This is a genomic window from Paenibacillus ginsengarvi (assembly GCF_003626695.1).
GTDB lineage: Bacteria > Bacillota > Bacilli > Paenibacillales > NBRC-103111 > Paenibacillus_AB > Paenibacillus_AB ginsengarvi.
The window spans coordinates 579,509-597,011 of sequence record NZ_RBAH01000001.1 but is presented as its reverse complement, the minus strand read 5'-3'; the positions used below and the strand labels follow the sequence as shown (position 1 = coordinate 597,011).

At 53.4% G+C, this 17,503-nt stretch carries 18 protein-coding genes and 1 other RNA gene; 17 read left to right on the top strand and 2 right to left on the bottom strand.

The genetic code is table 11. The features are described from left to right. The first annotated feature begins 22 nt into the window (after positions 1–22). From D7M11_RS03085 to rnpB, 10 genes are all read left to right on the top strand, one after another. Entirely contained in the window at positions 23–163 is a 141-nt protein-coding gene (locus D7M11_RS03085; RefSeq protein ID WP_120745660.1) for a YqzL family protein, read from the top strand. A gap of 30 nt (positions 164–193) precedes the next feature. Continuing rightward, positions 194–940, top strand: coding sequence for a DNA repair protein RecO (gene recO, locus D7M11_RS03080; RefSeq protein WP_120745659.1), 747 nt, complete (start codon positions 194–196; stop codon positions 938–940). Positions 941–1,025: 85 nt separating this feature from the next. Next, the gene (locus tag D7M11_RS03075; protein WP_120745658.1) at positions 1,026–1,835 is read left to right on the top strand and encodes a pyruvate, water dikinase regulatory protein; all 810 of its coding nucleotides are present in this window, start codon (positions 1,026–1,028) and stop codon (positions 1,833–1,835) included. Positions 1,836–1,937: 102 nt separating this feature from the next. Next, positions 1,938–2,399: a YaiI/YqxD family protein gene (locus D7M11_RS03070; protein WP_120745737.1), complete on the top strand. Its 462-nt coding sequence runs from the start codon at positions 1,938–1,940 to the stop codon at positions 2,397–2,399. A gap of 38 nt (positions 2,400–2,437) precedes the next feature. Next, positions 2,438–4,279, top strand: a complete 1,842-nt coding sequence (dnaG, locus tag D7M11_RS03065) for a DNA primase (protein ID WP_120745657.1) — start codon at positions 2,438–2,440, stop codon at positions 4,277–4,279. A 92-nt stretch (positions 4,280–4,371) separates the two neighbouring features. Further along, a complete protein-coding gene (gene rpoD, locus D7M11_RS03060) occupies positions 4,372–5,490 on the top strand; it encodes an RNA polymerase sigma factor RpoD (RefSeq protein ID WP_120745656.1) in 1,119 nt (372 codons plus the stop codon). 124 nt (positions 5,491–5,614) lie between these two features. Beyond that, positions 5,615–6,439 carry a hypothetical protein gene (locus D7M11_RS03055; protein WP_120745655.1) on the top strand — a complete coding sequence of 275 codons (825 nt, stop codon included), beginning with the start codon at positions 5,615–5,617 and terminating at the stop codon, positions 6,437–6,439. Position 6,440: 1 nt separating this feature from the next. After that, a complete protein-coding gene (locus tag D7M11_RS03050) occupies positions 6,441–7,205 on the top strand; it encodes a tRNA (adenine(22)-N(1))-methyltransferase (RefSeq protein ID WP_120745654.1) in 765 nt (254 codons plus the stop codon). Continuing rightward, positions 7,178–8,293, top strand: coding sequence for a Nif3-like dinuclear metal center hexameric protein (locus D7M11_RS03045; RefSeq protein WP_120745653.1), 1,116 nt, complete (start codon positions 7,178–7,180; stop codon positions 8,291–8,293). Before D7M11_RS03050 ends, D7M11_RS03045 begins: the two co-directional genes overlap by 28 nt. A 107-nt stretch (positions 8,294–8,400) precedes the next feature. Continuing rightward, an RNA gene (gene rnpB, locus D7M11_RS03040) (RNase P RNA component class A) lies at positions 8,401–8,812 on the top strand. A 137-nt stretch (positions 8,813–8,949) separates the two neighbouring features. Here the strand turns inward: rnpB and D7M11_RS03035 are convergent. Next, a complete protein-coding gene (locus D7M11_RS03035; protein ID WP_120745652.1) occupies positions 8,950–10,785 on the bottom strand; it encodes a S8 family peptidase in 1,836 nt (611 codons plus the stop codon). Positions 10,786–11,457: 672 nt separating this feature from the next. Here D7M11_RS03035 and D7M11_RS03030 point away from each other — a divergent pair. The 3 genes from D7M11_RS03030 to D7M11_RS03020 all read left to right on the top strand — a co-directional run bounded on the left by D7M11_RS03030 (position 11,458) and on the right by D7M11_RS03020 (position 12,810). Then, entirely contained in the window at positions 11,458–11,958 is a 501-nt protein-coding gene (locus tag D7M11_RS03030) for a YpuI family protein (RefSeq protein WP_120745651.1), read from the top strand. A 152-nt stretch (positions 11,959–12,110) separates the two neighbouring features. Further along, positions 12,111–12,323 carry a DUF1540 domain-containing protein gene (locus D7M11_RS03025; RefSeq protein ID WP_120745650.1) on the top strand — a complete coding sequence of 71 codons (213 nt, stop codon included), beginning with the start codon at positions 12,111–12,113 and terminating at the stop codon, positions 12,321–12,323. Positions 12,324–12,363: 40 nt separating this feature from the next. Next, entirely contained in the window at positions 12,364–12,810 is a 447-nt protein-coding gene (locus D7M11_RS03020; RefSeq protein ID WP_120745649.1) for a hypothetical protein, read from the top strand. A 74-nt stretch (positions 12,811–12,884) separates the two neighbouring features. Here the strand turns inward: D7M11_RS03020 and D7M11_RS03015 are convergent, their stop codons facing one another. Then, entirely contained in the window at positions 12,885–13,079 is a 195-nt protein-coding gene (locus tag D7M11_RS03015) for a hypothetical protein (protein WP_120745648.1), read from the bottom strand. A 252-nt stretch (positions 13,080–13,331) separates the two neighbouring features. On the opposite strand from D7M11_RS03015, the gene D7M11_RS03010 reads away from it, so the two are divergent. The 4 genes from D7M11_RS03010 to D7M11_RS02995 all read left to right on the top strand — a co-directional run bounded on the left by D7M11_RS03010 (position 13,332) and on the right by D7M11_RS02995 (position 17,294). Continuing rightward, entirely contained in the window at positions 13,332–13,994 is a 663-nt protein-coding gene (locus D7M11_RS03010) for a lytic transglycosylase domain-containing protein (RefSeq protein WP_240040926.1), read from the top strand. Positions 13,995–14,149: 155 nt separating this feature from the next. Further along, on the top strand, positions 14,150–15,295 hold the full coding sequence (locus tag D7M11_RS03005) for a cysteine desulfurase family protein (protein ID WP_120745646.1): 1,146 nt from the start codon (positions 14,150–14,152) through the stop codon (positions 15,293–15,295). After that, entirely contained in the window at positions 15,292–16,497 is a 1,206-nt protein-coding gene (thiI, locus tag D7M11_RS03000) for a tRNA uracil 4-sulfurtransferase ThiI (protein ID WP_120745645.1), read from the top strand. Before D7M11_RS03005 ends, thiI begins: the two co-directional genes overlap by 4 nt. 122 nt (positions 16,498–16,619) lie before the next feature. Further along, positions 16,620–17,294: a TerC family protein gene (locus tag D7M11_RS02995; protein WP_120745644.1), complete on the top strand. Its 675-nt coding sequence runs from the start codon at positions 16,620–16,622 to the stop codon at positions 17,292–17,294. The last annotated feature ends 209 nt before the right edge of the window (positions 17,295–17,503 follow it).

Below are 17,503 nucleotides of genomic sequence, written 5' to 3'. Positions count from 1 at the left end.
CCTCATAGAAAGGATGATACGCATGCGTGACTTTTCGTGGAAGTATTTTACGATAACTGGCGACGTGGAATCGTACTTGCTTTATAAAGAAATGGATCAGACTGCCGAGATGCCCGACGAGGAGGAGAACGCCGCTCCGGATGAAGCGGAGCTGACGAACTGATCGATTAGGGATGGGGAGAAGGCGTTACGAATGATCGTTAGGGTCGAAGGGATCGTAATTCGCAGCATCGATTATGGGGAAGGTAACAAAATTTTGACCGTTTTCTCCAAAGAAGCGGGCAAAATCAGCATGATGGCCCGCGGCGCCAAAAAGGTCAAAAGCCGCCATGCCGCCATCGCGCAATTATTTACGTACGGCGAATTCATCTGTTATAAAAGCGGCTCGATGGGAACGCTGAACAACGGGGATATATGGAACGCCTATAACCGGCTAAAGGACGATATCCACAAAACGGCCTACGCGGCTTACCTAATGGAGCTGACCGATCGGATGCTTGGGGAAAACGAGCGCAACGCCCCGTTGTTCGAGCAGCTCAAAGCGTCGCTCGACGCGATTGACGAAGACAAAGATCCACAGATCGTCACGAACATTTACGAGCTGAAAATGTTATCGATCGCCGGTTACATGCCAGTGTTTGGCGAATGCGTATCGTGCGGCTCGAAGGAAGGAACGATGACGGTTAGTATTTCGCTCGGCGGCACCGTTTGCGCGAGATGCCGGCATACCGACCCGGGCTCAATCGCCGTATCGGAGACAGCGCTGAAGCTGCTCCGTTTGTTTTTGCACATGGATATTCGCCGTCTCGGCAAAACGGAAGTGAAGGAAACGACCAAGAAACAGCTCAAGCAAATTATCCGCCAGTTTTTGGACGCCCATGTCGAGATCAAATGGAAGTCGCGCAGCTTCCTGGATCAGATGGATAAATATGGAATATAATACTAACATACACCCGGTAACGGGATTTTTTTGTCGATAAAGCATTTTTCTGGGGTTGTGGAGTTTCTAATAAGGAGCGACGAATATGAATAAATTGATCCCAAAACCTATCGTTTATGTCGTATCGGATTCGGCGGGCGAGACGGCGGAATCTGTACTGAAGGCGGCAGCCATCCAATTTCACCCGAACGTCGTGGAAGTTCGCCGCGCTCCTTATGTAAGCGGCAAGGAAGGCGTCGATCTGATCGTTACCGAAGCGGCCAAGTCGCAGGCGATTGTCCTGTTTACGCTCGTCGTTCCCGAGCTGCGCGATTATTTGATCGCTCAGGCGCGCAAGCGGAAGGTGATCTCGATCGATCTGCTCGGACCGATCATCGCGACGCTGGAGAAGGCGTTTAATCGCGAGCCGCTGCATCAGCCCGGACTAATCCATCAATTGGACGAGGAATATTTCAGAAAAGTGGAAGCGGTTGAATTCGCCGTCAAATACGACGACGGGCGCGACGCGACCGGCATCCTGCTCGCAGACATTGTGCTGGTGGGGGTATCCCGCACGTCGAAGACGCCGCTGTCTATGTATCTCGCGCACCGGATGTTCAAGGTGGCGAACGTGCCGCTCGTTCCGGAGCTGCAGCCGCCGGAGCAGCTGTACACCGTATCGCCGGACAAAGTAATCGGGCTTGTCATCGACCCCGAGAAGCTGAATATGATCCGCAGGGAAAGACTGAAAAGCCTTGGGCTCGCCGATAACGCCATGTATGCGCAGATGGACCGGATCAACAAGGAACTGGCCCACGCCAGAAACGTCATGTCGCGCGTAGGCTGCAAAGTGATCGACGTCTCCAATAAAGCGGTAGAGGAAACGGCCGGCGTTATCCTCGGCATGTTTCGGTAACAGCGTAGACTTAAGTAAAAACGAAAACAGAAAGCAGGATTTTTTGTTTTTTCATCGTATATAATATTACGGTATAGACACTAGAGGAAATTGGTGGTAATCATCGGGTTCAAAATTATCGTCGATGCGGACGCTTGTCCGGTCAAATCCGAAATTGCGGATGCCGCAGCTCGATTCGGCGTCCCCGTTGTCATGGTCGCATCGTTCGACCATCGGCTGGAGGCGCGGGACGGGGTGACGATCGTTCAGGTGGACCGGTCGGATCAATCCGTCGATCTGTATATTGCCAACCGTATAGCGGCGGGGGACGTACTCGTAACCCAAGATTTCGGTCTCGCTACGATCGGTCTCGCCAAGCGGGCGATAGCGATTTCCAATCGCGGTCAAACATACACCGACCGTACGATCGATTTCCTGCTCGAGAACAGGCACGAGCGCGCCAAGCAGCGCCGGGGAGGCAAATACGGCAAAGGGCCCAAGCCTTTTACCAATGAGGATCGGCAATCGTTTCTACAATGTTTGACAAAAGTTTTAATCGCGTTGCAGGAAAATGGGACGAATTAGCGAATAGTATTACTGTACTTTTACAAAGGGTGATTAGGATGAGTAGCGGACATATTCCGGAACACATCATCGAGGCAGTCCTAAAGCACCATGACATCGTGGAAGTAGTCGGCAAATACGTCCATTTATCCAAAGCCGGCCGCAACTTGAAAGGACTTTGCCCGTTTCATTCGGAGAAGTCGCCTTCGTTTAACGTCAATCCTGAGAAGCAAATATACAAATGCTTCGGCTGCGGCGTTGGCGGGCACGTGATCCGCTTCATTCAGGAAATCGAAGGGTACTCTTTCGGCGAAGCGGTAAGGCATCTGGCCGATGATGCGGGTATCGCGTACGTATGGGAGCAGCAGACGCCGGAGCAGGCGGAGCGGCAGCACGAGAAAGATCAGATCGTGAAGGGACACGAGTTCGCTGCCAAGCTGTACCACCATATTTTGCGCAACTCGGCCGAAGGCAAACCGGCGCTCGAATATTTGCGGGCTCGAGGATTTACCGATACGCTGATCGAAACTTTCCAAATCGGCTTCGCACCAAATCGCTGGGACGTTCTCGCGCAATATTTGGAGCAGCGGAAATTCCCGCTGCCGCTGATGGAGAAAGGGGCGCTCATCGCGCCGAAGTCATCGGGCGGCGGATACGTCGATAAGTTCCGCAATCGGATCATGTTTCCGATCCAGGACGCGAGAGGCAGTGTCATCGCTTTTGCCGGACGGACGCTTGGTGCCGATCAGCCGAAATATTTGAACAGCCCGGAGACGGCCCTGTTCCGCAAAAGCCGGCTGCTGTACAACTTTCATGCGGCGCGCGCCGAGATGAAGCGTCAAGGCCAGGTCGTGGTGTTCGAAGGATACGCCGACGTGATTAAAGCGTGGATGGCGAGAGTCCATAACGGAGTGGCGACGATGGGAACAGCGCTAACCGAGGAGCACGCTTTGCTTCTTAGGCGCTCGGCCGAGCGGGTCGTCATTTGTTACGACGGCGACGATGCAGGCCAGTCTGCAGCCTACAAGTCATTGCATATACTGGAGAAGGCGGGTCTAGACATTAAGGTGGCGGTGCTGCCGAATCGGCTTGATCCGGACGAATATATCGATTCGTTCGGCCCGGAGCGATTTCGTAGTGATATCGTGGAAGAAGCCGTACCGCCGGAGAAATACAAGCTGATTCACTTGCGCAAAAATTTCAATCTGCAAGAGGGGGAAGCGAAGCTTCGTTATGTAAGAACGGCGATCCGCGAAGTCATTGCGAATATCCCCGCCCCTACCCAGCGCGAACATTATTTGAAGGAACTCGCTTCGGAATTCAGCAGCACTTCCTCGTTCGAAACGATGAAGCAGGAGACGAACGAAATCCGCGAGCAGCTCCAAAAAAAGCGCTCTTCCGGGGATAATAACGACTTTTCGTGGAATACTGTAAGGAATGACGGGGGCGACAGCGTTCCGCTTCCGAAGCTAAAACCGGCCTACGACAAGGCGGAACGGCATTTGTTATACGTGATGATGCAGGATAAGGACATATCGGCTCTCGTGCAGGAACGGCTCGGAGACGCATTTAACGATGAAGCTCACGCAGCGTTGGCTGCTTATTTATATGCCTACTATGCGCAAGGAAGCGAGCCGGATGCGAACAAGTACATGACCTCTTTGCAGGATGACGCGCTTGAGCGGCTGGTCAGCTCGATTTTGATGACCGAGTCGGGTCAAGGCATAAGCGAGCAGGTCATCGAGGACTACTTGATGCAGATCGACAAGCATCGGCAGCAGCAAGCGATTGAGCGTCTGGTGGAAGAACGGATACAGAGAGAAAAGTCCGGCGACAGTATAGGCGCCGCGCGAATCCAGCTGGAAATACTCGCCCTGAACGGCAAGTTGCAAAAGAGATAATAGCCCTAACAATAAACTGTAAGCGGTGCTACTTGGTTCGGTTACGAAAGAGGGGACCGCCTAATTATTATTAGGGAGGAGGGAGCTTGGATATGGCGAACGATCAACATACCGAATTGGAGACGGAACTGACGCTGGAACAGGTGAAAGATCAACTGATCGAGCTCGGGAAGAAGCGTTCTTCGCTCACCTATAAAGACATCATGGAGAAACTGGCTCCATTCGATCAGGATCCGGATCAGATGGATGAGTTTTTTGAGCACTTGTCCGAGCTCGGTATCGATGTAAGCAACTCCTCGGAAGAAGATGAAATGACGCCCGGTCAAGACGACGAGCACGACGAGTTTCATCTGGACGACGATCTGTCGCTGCCTCCCGGCATTAAGATCAACGATCCGGTTCGTATGTATCTGAAAGAAATCGGTCGCGTACCGCTGCTCTCGGCCGATGATGAGATCGATTTGGCCAAACGGATCGAGCAGGGCGACGAAGAAGCGAAACGGCGGCTGGCGGAAGCGAACCTCCGGCTCGTAGTCAGCATAGCGAAGCGTTATGTCGGCCGCGGGATGCTGTTCCTCGACCTGATTCAGGAAGGCAATATGGGGTTGATCAAGGCGGTTGAGAAGTTCGACTTCACCAAAGGATTCAAGTTCAGCACGTATGCCACCTGGTGGATTCGCCAAGCGATTACTCGCGCCATTGCCGACCAAGCCCGGACGATCCGGATTCCGGTTCATATGGTGGAAACGATCAACAAGCTCATCCGGGTTTCCCGACAATTGCTCCAGGAGCTCGGCCGAGAACCGCTTCCGGAAGAGATTGCCAAGGAAATGGAGCTTAGCACCGAAAAAGTCAGAGAAATTATGAAAATCGCGCAGGAGCCGGTTTCGCTCGAAACGCCGATCGGGGAAGAGGACGACTCGCATCTGGGAGACTTCATTGAGGATCAAGAGGCGCTTGCGCCGGCTGACGCGGCAGCCTACGAACTGCTGAAGGAACAGCTGGAGGACGTGCTCGATACGCTTACGGAGAGAGAAGAAAACGTGCTCAGGCTCCGGTTCGGACTCGACGACGGACGGACAAGAACGCTCGAGGAGGTCGGCAAAGTGTTCGGCGTTACGCGCGAACGCATTCGCCAGATCGAAGCGAAGGCGCTCCGCAAGCTGCGTCACCCGAGCCGAAGCAAGCGGCTGAAAGATTTTCTTGAATAAATAAAATAAAACTGCCGGAGACCTTTCTGTATCGAAAGCTACAGCAAGGTCTTCCTTGAATTTAACCCGAATCGCTAGTCGTATGATAACCCTCATTTCCTTGGCCCGGAGGTTACCTTCCTGAATGGAACAGGAGAAACGGAAAATTATTATATATGAAATCGAGCAGTGGCGCAGAAGCAAGCTGCTTCCCGAGCATTATTGCGATTTCTTGATGAATCTGTACGATGCGAAGCCGGCCGACAAAGATTTCAGCGTACTTGGCGTTTCCAAAAATGCAATCCAGAACAGCAACTGGAAAGTTTGGCTGCTCGGATGCGTTTTGTCGGCGTTGATCGCTTATATCGTGTTTCATTTTAACGCTTTTCGTTTTCCATTGCAAATTATGTCAGTTGTGCTTGTTGTTGGGATTTGCTACGGGTTCGGTTTTAAGTATGCGCGCAAAGCGCCGATTATCGGTTATGCTCTCGTCGGACTCGGCTCGATTGCGCTGCTTGGCGCGGGCTTTTATTTGCTTCGCTTGCACGACATGAACGAACCTTCCATAGCGCTTGCGTATGTAGCGTTTTGCAGCATGATCTGGATTGTGATCGGACTGCTTGCCCGTATGGGATTGTTTCATTATTGCGGCTGGAGCGGACTCGTACTGGTATACGCGTATTTGCTGCATGAGCGGGTTGAGCTCGGATGGATCGGAGCCCAGCTAAGCTGGCTGCCGCTTTGCGTACTGTTTTGCTGGTTGGGCTGGCTGCTCCATCGGGCGAGCAAGTCGGCGGGAGCCGTACTGCTGCTGGTCGGTTTTACGTTATGGTGGATGCCGGAACTTTATGGCATGTACACGGGGGAAATAAGCGGGACGCTGATTCAACTGCTGTTGCTCTGCAAGCTGATAACGGCTGCAGCCCTACTGTTCGGCTTACGAAAAAAATGGATTGAGTGGGTTTTCTGATATGGTCAAATTATCGAAAAGATTACATACGATTGCCTCCTATGTGCCGGAGGGAGCCAAAGTAGCCGATATTGGCTCGGATCACGCGCTGTTGCCAGTATATTTGGCGCAAACCGGACGTGTTGCCTATGCGGTAGCTGGCGAAATTAACGACGGCCCATTCGAAGCCGCAAGCAAACAAGTCAAAGAGGCTGGGCTCGGCTCCGTCATTTCAGTTCGACAAGGCAACGGGCTGGCTGTTATAGACGAACATGAAGTCGACGTGGTTACAATCGCCGGCATGGGCGGGGCGCTCATCGTCTCGATTTTGGAGGAAGGAAAGCCGAAGCTGGCCTCGGTACGGACGCTGGTTTTGCAGCCGAACGTGGCGGAGGATCAGGTGCGCCACTGGCTCGTAAGGAATGATTGGGTCCTGCATGACGAAACGGTGCTGGAGGAAGACGGCAAGTTTTACGAAATCTTATGCGCCTATCGCCACCCAGATGCCGCTTCCGCCAACAGGGAACTATATCGCCCGAAACGGTTGGGCGAGGGACTTATAGTCGAGTCCGTCGAACTGGCGCGCTACGGCCCGCTGCTGCTTACGCGCGGCGATGCCGCCTTTTACGACAAATGGAAATCCGAGATCGAGAAAATCAGCCATATCATCGCGGGCATGACCCGGGGAGGTACGGAAGCTGCCTATAAGCGGCAGCAGGAGCTTCTTGCAGAACGTGAACGCATAGAGGAGGTACTCTCTTGTTGGCAAAAGGTCAAACCGTCGTAGCGCTTATGGAGCGGCTGGCGCCTAAGCATATAGCCGTGCCGGATGACAAAATCGGTCTGCAGCTAGGCTCCCTGCGCAAAGACATAAGTACGGTGCTCGTGACGCTGGATGTGACGGACGAGGTCGTGGACGAAGCGATCGCTCTAAAGGCGGAGCTTATCATAGCACATCATGCGATCATTTATCGCCCGCTTTCGCACCTGCAAACCGATACGCCTGCCGGACGCTTGTACGAGAAGCTGATCAAGCACGACATAGCCGTATACATCGCGCACACGAATCTGGACGTAGCGGATGGCGGCGTCAACGATATGATGGCGGAAGCGCTCGGGCTGACCGTGACCGGGCATTTGGAGGACATTCATACCGACAAGCTGAAGAAACTCGTCGTATTCGTTCCCGAATCGCTTCAGGAGCCGGTGCGCGAAGCGATGTTCGCCGCCGGTGCTGGAGCTATCGGTCATTACAGCCATTGCAGCTTCAATATTTCGGGTACCGGCACCTTTTTGCCGCAGGAGGGCGCCGATCCGTTTATCGGCAAGTTCGGAAAACTGGAGCGAGTGGCCGAGGTGCGGATTGAAACGATCGTGCCGGCCAGCGCCGAGAAAAAAGTTGTTCAGGCAATGCTCAAGGCGCATCCTTACGAGGAGGTTGCTTACGATTTGTATCCGATGGATCTGAACGGGCGCACGTTCGGACTCGGACGGGTCGGGAAGCTGCCGGAGGCGATATCGCTTTCCGCTTTCGGGGAGCATGTCAAGCAAGCGCTTGACGTTCCGTTCGTGCGTGTCGTCGGTGTCCCGGATAAAGAAATTCGTAAAGTGGCCGTGCTCGGCGGTTCCGGCAGCCGTTATGTGCGGCACGCGATATTCGCCGGCGCCGACGTGCTTGTCACCGGGGATATTGACTACCATACGGCACAAGATGCGCTTGCCGCAGGGATCGCTATTGTCGACCCCGGTCACAACGCGGAGAAAATAATGAAGGCCGGTGTGGCGGCGTGGCTGCAATCCCGGCTGACAGAGCAGAAGTCGGCTACGCGCGCGGTCGCATCCGCTGTCGATACGGAAACTTTCAAGCTGCTGTAAAGACCGGAAAGCAGACCTATGGCAAATTTCGCAGCATTCTCCTGTTCAGGCAGAACATACGGGGTTGCAGGAAGCGGCTTCGTCCAGTATACTAGATACAGTTTCGGAAAGTTTGACAGACAATCGCCGGTGCTAACGCACGGGAGGAAAGTCCGGGCTCCGCAGGGCAGGGTGCTGGATAACGTCCAGTCAGCGCAAGTTGAAGGATAGTGCCACAGAAATGGACCGCCGATGACGCCGCAAGGCGAACAGGCAAGGGTGGAACCGTGGTGTAAGAGACCACGAGGGGATAGGGTGACTTATTCCCTGGTAAACCCCACTTGGAGCAAGACCGAAGAGAACGTGGCGGACGGCTATGCCGGTTCCGCAGCCTTTGCCCGAGGTGCGTTCGGGTTGGTCGCTAAAGTCCGGCAGCAATGTCGGACGTAGATAGATGATTGTCACTTCAACGGTGGGAGGGTTGTGGTGCCCGTTACGACCACCAGAAGGACAGAACCCGGCTTACGGCAAGCTTTCCGCATGCCACACTTTATATCAATGCCAAACATGACAAGGCGGCCCGCCAGGGCCGCCTTTCGGTTTAAGTTTTGGGGCTCCCCGCAAAGTAATTGGAAAATGCTTCGAAGCCTGGGCTCCACTTTGTGGGGTATTAAATCCTATTTCCCCTTGTACTTCAGCGCGAGACGGTCCGCTTCCCGCTCGAACCATTGCGGCCACAGCGTTAAAGCTTCGCGCGATTGCGCCGCCTGCGACAATGCCTCTACAATGTCGATCTGCCCGTAACCGAAATATTTGTCTTTGCCGCTATCGCCCAAGTCGATGGCCGTTTTGCGCATAATTTCCATCACTTCGGTATTTTTGAGCAGCGGATTGGCTGAACGGATCAAGGCCGCGAGCGCCGTCACATGGGGGCTGGCCATGGAGGTGCCGGACAGCGCCGCGTAGTGATTGTCCGGGTACGTGCTGGCGATATTAACCCCCGGGGCCGCTACGTCGATATAGTCGCCGTAGTTGGAGAACGACGCCTTCTGCTTGTTCGAATCGGTTGCGGCAACGGCAAATACTTCGGGATAAGCGGCCGGATAACCGGGGCGCTCCGTATTGTCGTTGCCGCTTGCCGCGATCAGCACAATATCCTTATCGTAGGCGTACTTGATGGCATCGTGCAAAAATTGCGAATCGGCGTAGTTGCCAAGGCTCATATTGATGACTTTGGCGCCATGATCCGCAGCCCATATAATTCCCTGGGCAACTGCATATGTGCTACCGGCGCCGCTCTCGTCAAGAACCTTGACCGGCATAATTTTGTTATACCAAGATATGCCCGCAACACCTTCGTCATTGTTCACAAGCGCCGAAATAACGCCTGCCACATGTGTGCCATGCCCGACATCGTCCAGCGGCTCGGCGCCTTTGTTTACGATGTTCATACCCGCCACTGTGCGGCCTTTCAAGTCCGGGTGGTTCAAGTCCACACCCGTATCGACAACCGCGACGAGGACGTCTTCGCTTCCGCGGTTCACATCCCAGCCGGGAATCGTCTCGATCGCGGGAAGGTTCCACTGGTACTTGGCAAACAGCTTGTCGTTCGGTTCTATCGCTTCATTAGTCATGTACAGAAAATGGGGCTCGGCAAATTCGACGTTTTTGCTTTGGAAATAGTTCATAAGCTGCTTCGCTTCCAGCTTTGTCGATTCGAATACATACGTATTGCCGACTTTTTCCGTATGAACCGCGTCGATATCTTTGCGATACTGCTCCAGCTCGCCGGGCGTCGGTTCATTCTGAAACTTGACGACGATCTGATTGACATGATAATGGCTTGTACCCTCGTTGTCTTCGGGGTGATCGACTTTGACGTCCTCCAGCGTTTTCGAATCGACGGATTCGATTTTCCACCGTTTGTCGCTCGGATACGGAACGAGGCGCAAGTTTTTGCGCTGATCGATGGCTACCTTATGCAGCAGATCCTCGTGAATGATGCCGATTAGCGACATCTCTCCGCCTTCGGACAGCTCGCCCATCACGATATATTGCTGCTCGCCTTCTCCGATTTTGGCGGATTGATAAGGTTTGCCGGCCTGCACTGATTTTCTCGCATCGACAAGAAGGGGCGCAAGCTGCGGGACCATCGGCTCGGGGATATGACCGGAAAAAGCGGTGTTTTTGTCCGCCTTGAGGCCGCTCCATTCCAAATATTTCATATGGCTGTGCTCCCGGCGCACTTCGTCCAGCACGGACTTGACATCGCCCCGCGTTCCGATGTTTAATTGATGAAGTGCCTGCTTGAAATCGAGCGAGCATTGCGTGCGGCACATCTGCTCCGTCATTTTTACGTTTTGTTCGAGCATCGATTGTTTGATCGACATTTCATGCGACGGGGACGGATTTTGCGTGTCCGGTACGTGTGGAGCTTTGCTTCGATAAATCGCCGTAACGATGAACAACGCGAAAACGGCAATGAGGGAAGCGGATGCGAGTCTTTTCCACATAATAAGGCGTCCTCCTTGTATATATGATGTTAAGGTGAGACAGGACGGGTGGAATTATGCATCGCGTTTTTTGCTTCCCGGAATTGGTCTTCAGGCATGACCCGTCTTATCGTTAAAGAATGTTTAAGTTCGGTAAAGCGTTAAAGCGAAACGAAATACGACTTTCTTTACCAAGAAAAACTTCTGCTGGTTAGGGGTCCCCGCAAAGTAGTAACAATAGCTTTTATCGAAGAAATTCGGGTGATGGGCATCCGTGTTCCAATTGAAGCTATTGTTGCGAGAGCAGCAAGCTGCTCCGACGGAATGTGCTTCGTAGCTTTTCTTCACTTTGTGGGGTACAGTCGCGGTCGCTCATCCATGAAGTACGTCGATAGACGTTTTTCTTATCGTTAAAGAAAGTTTAAGTTCGGTAAAGCGTTAAAGCGAAACGAAATACGACTTTCTTTACCAAGAAAACTTCTGCTGGTTAGGGGTCCCCGCAAAGTAGTCGGAATGTGCTTCGTAGCTTTTCTTCACTTTGTGGGGTACAGTCGCGGTCGCTCGTCCATGAAGTACGTCGATAGACGTTTTTCTTACTTTTGCGAGCGAATTATGGTACGATAGTAATAATCAGGGTAGTGAAAACGGGTTCGTTCGCGAACCGTTCCGACATATTGGAGGAGGTTAGTCAAGATGACAACGGGCCAAGTGAAAAATTTATGCGAAACGACCCGGACCAAATTAAAAGAAGCAATCGCCAAAATGGAGCTTTTCCTGAACCATTACAGCATGCCCCAGCTTTTGACCGAGAGCGATCCTGCGATGGAAGAGTTTTACCGCGGCTATTTGTCCGATATGAGACATCTGCTCGTTTTTTGCGAAGTAGCATACGAGAAATTGGGCGGCAGCTTGCGCCGTCCGAATTTTAATGAAGAATTCGCCGAACGCACTTTGTACGATGTTTACCATAACTGCGTAAACGGCTTTTATTACCCGCAGAATGAATGCTACTCCGAAGACGGACGATATGCCTATACCGGTCAGGATGCGATCCGCTTCCGCAAAAAGCCGAGCCGCGAAGCCCGCAATTTGACGATCGAGCTGTCCAAAATTTTCGAGGAATTGCGCGAAGACTTAACTTATTACGAAACGGATTATATGACTCAGCGCAGAATGCAGGGCGAACGCGTGTAACGTGGAACAAGCCTACATTATGGAAGCTTTATGGAAAGATGCGGATGCCCGCATCTTTTTTGCGTTTTGAGATTAGTTTGCCCGGTTCCCCAGCCGCCCCCTCGGATAAGTCCCAACCAACGCGGGTATATTGTGAGTGGAGGTGATGTGCAGTGGCAAAGCCACTCGTGAAATGCAGCGTTTCGAACTGCGCATATTGGGGCGAGAACAATAATTGCCAGGCGGACGCGATCATGATCGACATCGACAGCCATGCTAAAGCGTCCTTCGATGAAGAATTTGCCGGAGAATCGTTCGACTCCGATCATAAAGACCGGGCGCCTTCATCCTCTGTAACATGCTGCCATACGTTCAAGCAAAAATAATGTGTGCTTATGACAATCGTAACCAGGGAGGGAAAGCCAAGTGAACGAAAACCGGTTTGACGAATACGAGGAAAAAGGGTTCGGAACGGGCGCCGAGAAGTTGGACAACCCGAACAACCGGGAAGTGCGGCGAAACGGAAGTGTGGAAGGATTCGACGAGGAGTTCGGCGCCGAGGTTACGCCCGCAGCCCCGATGATGCTCGGACAAGCGCCTGCCCGTCCGAACGAGGATCTTGGCCTGGAACGGGCCGATTACCGTGATACCGAAGTGGACGATACCGTAAAAGGCGGACAAACCGTCGGCTGGATTGGACTTGTGCTTGCGATTGCTTCCATGTTTATATACCCGGGAGTGATGGGGACGGCAGCGATCATTCTGGGCGTCATCGCTTATATGCAAGGAAGCCGGGCGCTCGGAACCTGGTCGGCCGTTCTAGGCGGTATTGCCCTTATCGCTTACTACGTACTTGTTCCTTATTATACGTAAATCAGCTGCTGTCCAAAAAAACGCAGCGTCTTTCCGATCGGGAAGGGCGCTGCATTTTTTTGCATAAATGTCCGCTATTTATCGGATGACCGGGCTATTTGTCTGACGAACAGCTGAATGACGGCTACGACACCGGTGTCGACCAGCGCGGCTAGGAAGGCCAGAGCGACCCAATTGGCATTGCCCAGCGAGTAATAAAGCAAGGCGTGAGTTGCAGCCAGTAGTACGAAGGCCCATAACAGATTGATTCGGTTAAACCACTCCAGCATCGAGTCATCCCCTTTTTTGTCAGTAAGCGCAATCAAAAAGTGGCGCCTACTATTGTATGGATCGCGTTTTGTTCCGCATTACGCACCATTATGCTCCAAAAAAGGCAGCCCTATTCGACCGAAGGATGGCGGGCAATTTCGCAAAAATGCCACAAATGGCTCGAACGTACTGTTCGTTCGGAGCAAAACGGTGTACAATATAGGTTGAATCATAACGAAGCGAGGTTCACGATGAGCATAGATCCGAGGCTAATGACACAGCTGTTAAGGCTTCAGTTCCAATCCGGCGACCCGCTGTCGCCCCGGAGCTCGAAGGAGAATAGCGGTGACGACTTTTCCGCGCTGCTGGAATCGCTGCTGACCAAAGGGGAAACGGCTTCGGCTTTAACGAGCGCCGCGCCCGCGTCCGGAAATTCGCCCTTAGGACTCCCGCTTTCCGCCTATACGATGAACGGGGCACTACATAGCCTGCAGCAGCGGCGGTATACCGCGTCCCCATCCTCCAGCTACGATACGATCGTCGAAGAGGCGTCCGAGCGGCACGAAGTCGAACCGGAGCTGATCAAGGCGGTTATTCAGTCCGAATCGTCGTATAATCGCTACGCGGTTTCGTCCGCCGGCGCCAAAGGGCTGATGCAGCTGATGGACGAGACGGGCCGCAGCATGGGAATAAACGATCCGTTCGATCCGGCGCAAAATATCGAAGGAGGCACCCGCTACTTGAGCGGGCTGCTGCGAAAATACGGCGGTCATGAGGCCGTAGCTCTGGCAGCGTACAATGCGGGACCGGGGCGAGTCGACCGGCTTGGCATTCGGACCGATGCAGAGCTGAACGAGAAGCTGCATCTGCTTCCTGCGGAAACGCAGAAGTATGTCAGTAAAGTGCTGGAGCGCAAACAGCAGCTCGTTCTCTGACAGGGACTCACCTGGAAGCGGAGTGAACCCGAATACGAACCATGAACCCCTGATATCAACGCACGATCAATGCCGCTAGCAGCAAACGGCGTTGATCGTCTTTTTTGGGCCATATGGGGCGGGCACGACAGATAAATAAAGGGAGTCTGACAGCTATGCTATACTTCGATCACGCTGCAACGACCCCGCCTTACGATTCGGTCATCGAAGCGGTTGGAGAAGTAATGGGCCGGCATTTCGGCAATCCTTCCTCCATCCATCGGATCGGCATCGATGCCGAACGGCTGGTAACGAAAGCCCGCGACGTTATGGCGAAGGTGCTGCGTGCAGAAGCAGAAGAGATCGTTTTTACGTCCGGCGGCACTGAAAGCAATAATATGGCGGTTGTCGGTAGCGCCTTGCAGCATTCGGGGCGCGGCAAACATATCATCACGTCCGCCATCGAGCACGCTTCCGTATACGAATGTTTTCAGCATCTGGAACGGCTAGGCTTCGAAGTGACCTACATTCGTCCGGATCGCAGCGGCATCGTACGCGCTTCCGAAGTGGAGGCGGCGCTTCGGGAAGATACGATACTCGTTAGCGTCATGCATGTGAACAACGAGATCGGCACGCTTCAGCCGATTGCGGGCATCGCCGAAGCGATCAAGCGGCATTCCCGCGCTTTGTTCCACGTAGATGCGGTTCAAAGCGTGGGCAAGCTGCCCGTATATCCGCTGCAGCTTGGCGTCGATCTTTTATCAGCCTCTGCGCATAAATTCCGCGGTCCGAAGGGGACCGGTTTTTTGTACAAACGCAAAGGCGTTAGGCTGCAGCCGCTGCTGATCGGCGGCGGACAGGAGGAAGGGCTCCGGTCCGGAACGGAAAACGTACCGGGCATTGTCGGCATGGCAAAGGCGCTGCGGATGGCGGCGGAAAACCGGGAAGCCGCCTTCGGCATAGTAACGGCTTTGCGCAAACGGCTTTTGCAGCGCCTGGCGGAAATACCCGAGCTGCAAGTTGTCGGCTCGGCGAACGATTCGGAAATGGCGCCGCATATCGTCGGCCTAACGGCCCACGGGTTCAAAACGGAAGTAATCGTCCATGCTATGGAGGATCGCGGCATTTGCCTGTCCACTAAATCGGCTTGCTCGTCGGGCGAGGACCGGCCAAGCCGCGTTTTGCTGGCGACGGGTTTGGATAAGCAGGCGGCTTCCGGCGGGCTTCGAATAAGCTTGTCGGCCGAGCATACATTGGAACAAATAGACAAACTCGCAGATGCATTACAGGACACGATTCAAAGTTTGAGGAGGTTCCGGTGAGAACAGACGTCATTTTGCTTCGCTTCGGCGAAATTATGCTTAAAGGAAGAAACCGGGCCCGGTTTGAGAATCAGATCGTGCAGCAGATCAAAAGAGTGCTAAAGCCGCTTGCGAAAGCGGAATTGCATAAGGAATCGCACGGCCGCATGTATGTCGAACTGAACGGAGAAAGTTACGAGGAGGCGCAGCAAGCGCTGAGCAAAGTATTCGGCTTGCTTTCGATTTCACCGGCGATCAAGGTGGCTCCCGAGCTTGCCGCTCTACAAGAGGCGGCGCTGGTGGAAATGAACCGGTATCCGGAAAAACCGAAGACGTTCAAGGTCAGCGTCCGGCGGGTTAATAAACAATTTCCGCACGATACGTACGAAATGCATGATCTTCTCGGCGGGCATATTTTACAGCATGTGGACGGCCTGAAGGTCGACGTGAAACATCCCGAGCTAGAGCTGCATGTGGAAATCCGCAACCGCGATTCGTTCGTTTATTCGAAAAAGGTGGCCGGTCCGGGCGGGTTCCCGCTGGGCAGCAACGGCAAGGCGATGCTGATGCTGTCGGGCGGGATCGACAGTCCGGTTGCCGGGTATTTGGCGATGAAACGGGGACTGCGGATCGAAGCGGTGCATTTTCACAGCTATCCGTATACGAGTGAGCGTGCGAAGCAGAAAGTAATCGACCTCACCCGGGTGTTGGCCGATTATGCCGGTTCGATTCATCTGCACCTCGTCCCGTTTACCGAGATTCAAACAAAATTGAAGGAATCGTGCCGAGACAATCTGATCATCACGCTTATGCGCCGCGCCATGTACCGCATCACGGAGCAGCTGGCGGAGAAACGAGACGCGCTCGCGATTGTCACCGGTGAAAGCCTCGGCCAGGTGGCCAGCCAGACGTTGTCGAATATGAACGTCATTGGCCGGGCGGCCGAAATTCCAGTGCTGCGTCCTTTGGTTACGATGGACAAATTGGAAATTATCCCGATCGCCGAGACGATCCGGACGTTTCCGATCTCGATTTTGCCTTACGAGGATTGCTGTACGCTGTTCGTGCCGAAATCGCCTTCGACGAATCCGAGCCTGAAAGTGGTGGAGCGTCAGGAGGCGTGGATGGAATGGCTGCCTGAAGCGATTCGCGAAGCGGTCGAGAAGACGGAAATCATGCTGATCAAGCCCGAGGAGAAGTCGGAAGAGGACCATTTGTTCTAACGGAGGGGAGTGCGGCCGAAGGGAAAGAGGTTTCGCGCTCCTTGCCATGAGGTAGACCCGAGCGATTATGCCGGCTTTCGCGGTGTTCCGCGTCACTTTTATGCATGCAGGAGGCTCACTTTATGCTGGATTGGTTTTTATTATTTTTGCAAATTATGCTGATCAACATCGTGTTAAGCGGCGACAACGCCGTCGTCATTGCGCTTGCCAGCAAAAACTTGCCGGTTCACCAGCGGAAGCAGGCGATATGGTGGGGGGCGTTCGGAGCGATCGGGCTTCGCCTCATTCTTACGGTCATTGCCGTTTACTTGTTAAGCGTTCCTTACATTCAAGCAGCCGGTTCGTTCCTGCTGCTCTGGATCGCCATCAAGCTGCTCGCCGACGACGACAGCCATGCGCACGTCAAGGAAGCGTCCTCGCTAGGCAAGGCGATATGGACGATCATCCTTGCGGATTTCGTCATGAGCCTCGATAACGTTCTTGCTATCGCCGCCAAAGCGCAAGGCAACATTCCGGTCATTATTCTCGGGATCGGGCTGAGCATTCCGATCATTATATGGGGAAGCACGCTTGTGATGAACCTGCTTACAAGGTTCCCGATTCTCGTTTATGTCGGAGCAGGCATACTTGGTTACACCTCGGGCGAGATGTTCGTCAGCGATGAAAAAATGCAGGACTTCGTGCTTCATCATAATGCAACGGCGCATTGGATGATTCCGATTATTACGACGATCCTCGTCATTGCTGCAGGATTCATTTGGAAAAAAAGAGCGCATTCGGCGAGCAAGCCTGCCTGATAGCAAATCGAATCGTTTTTACCCAAGTCAACCTCCGGTTTCCCGGCAGGTTGATTTTTTTGTATGTTCGGGGCTCCCCGCAAAGTATTTGGAATGATCGATTCCCCCGAAAGTGACGTGAGCCTCTGTAGCTTAATCCTATTACTTTCGGGGGAGCCCCCCAGCTTCAAAGCCTAGGCTCCTCTTTGTGGTTATGTTGGTATGACGGC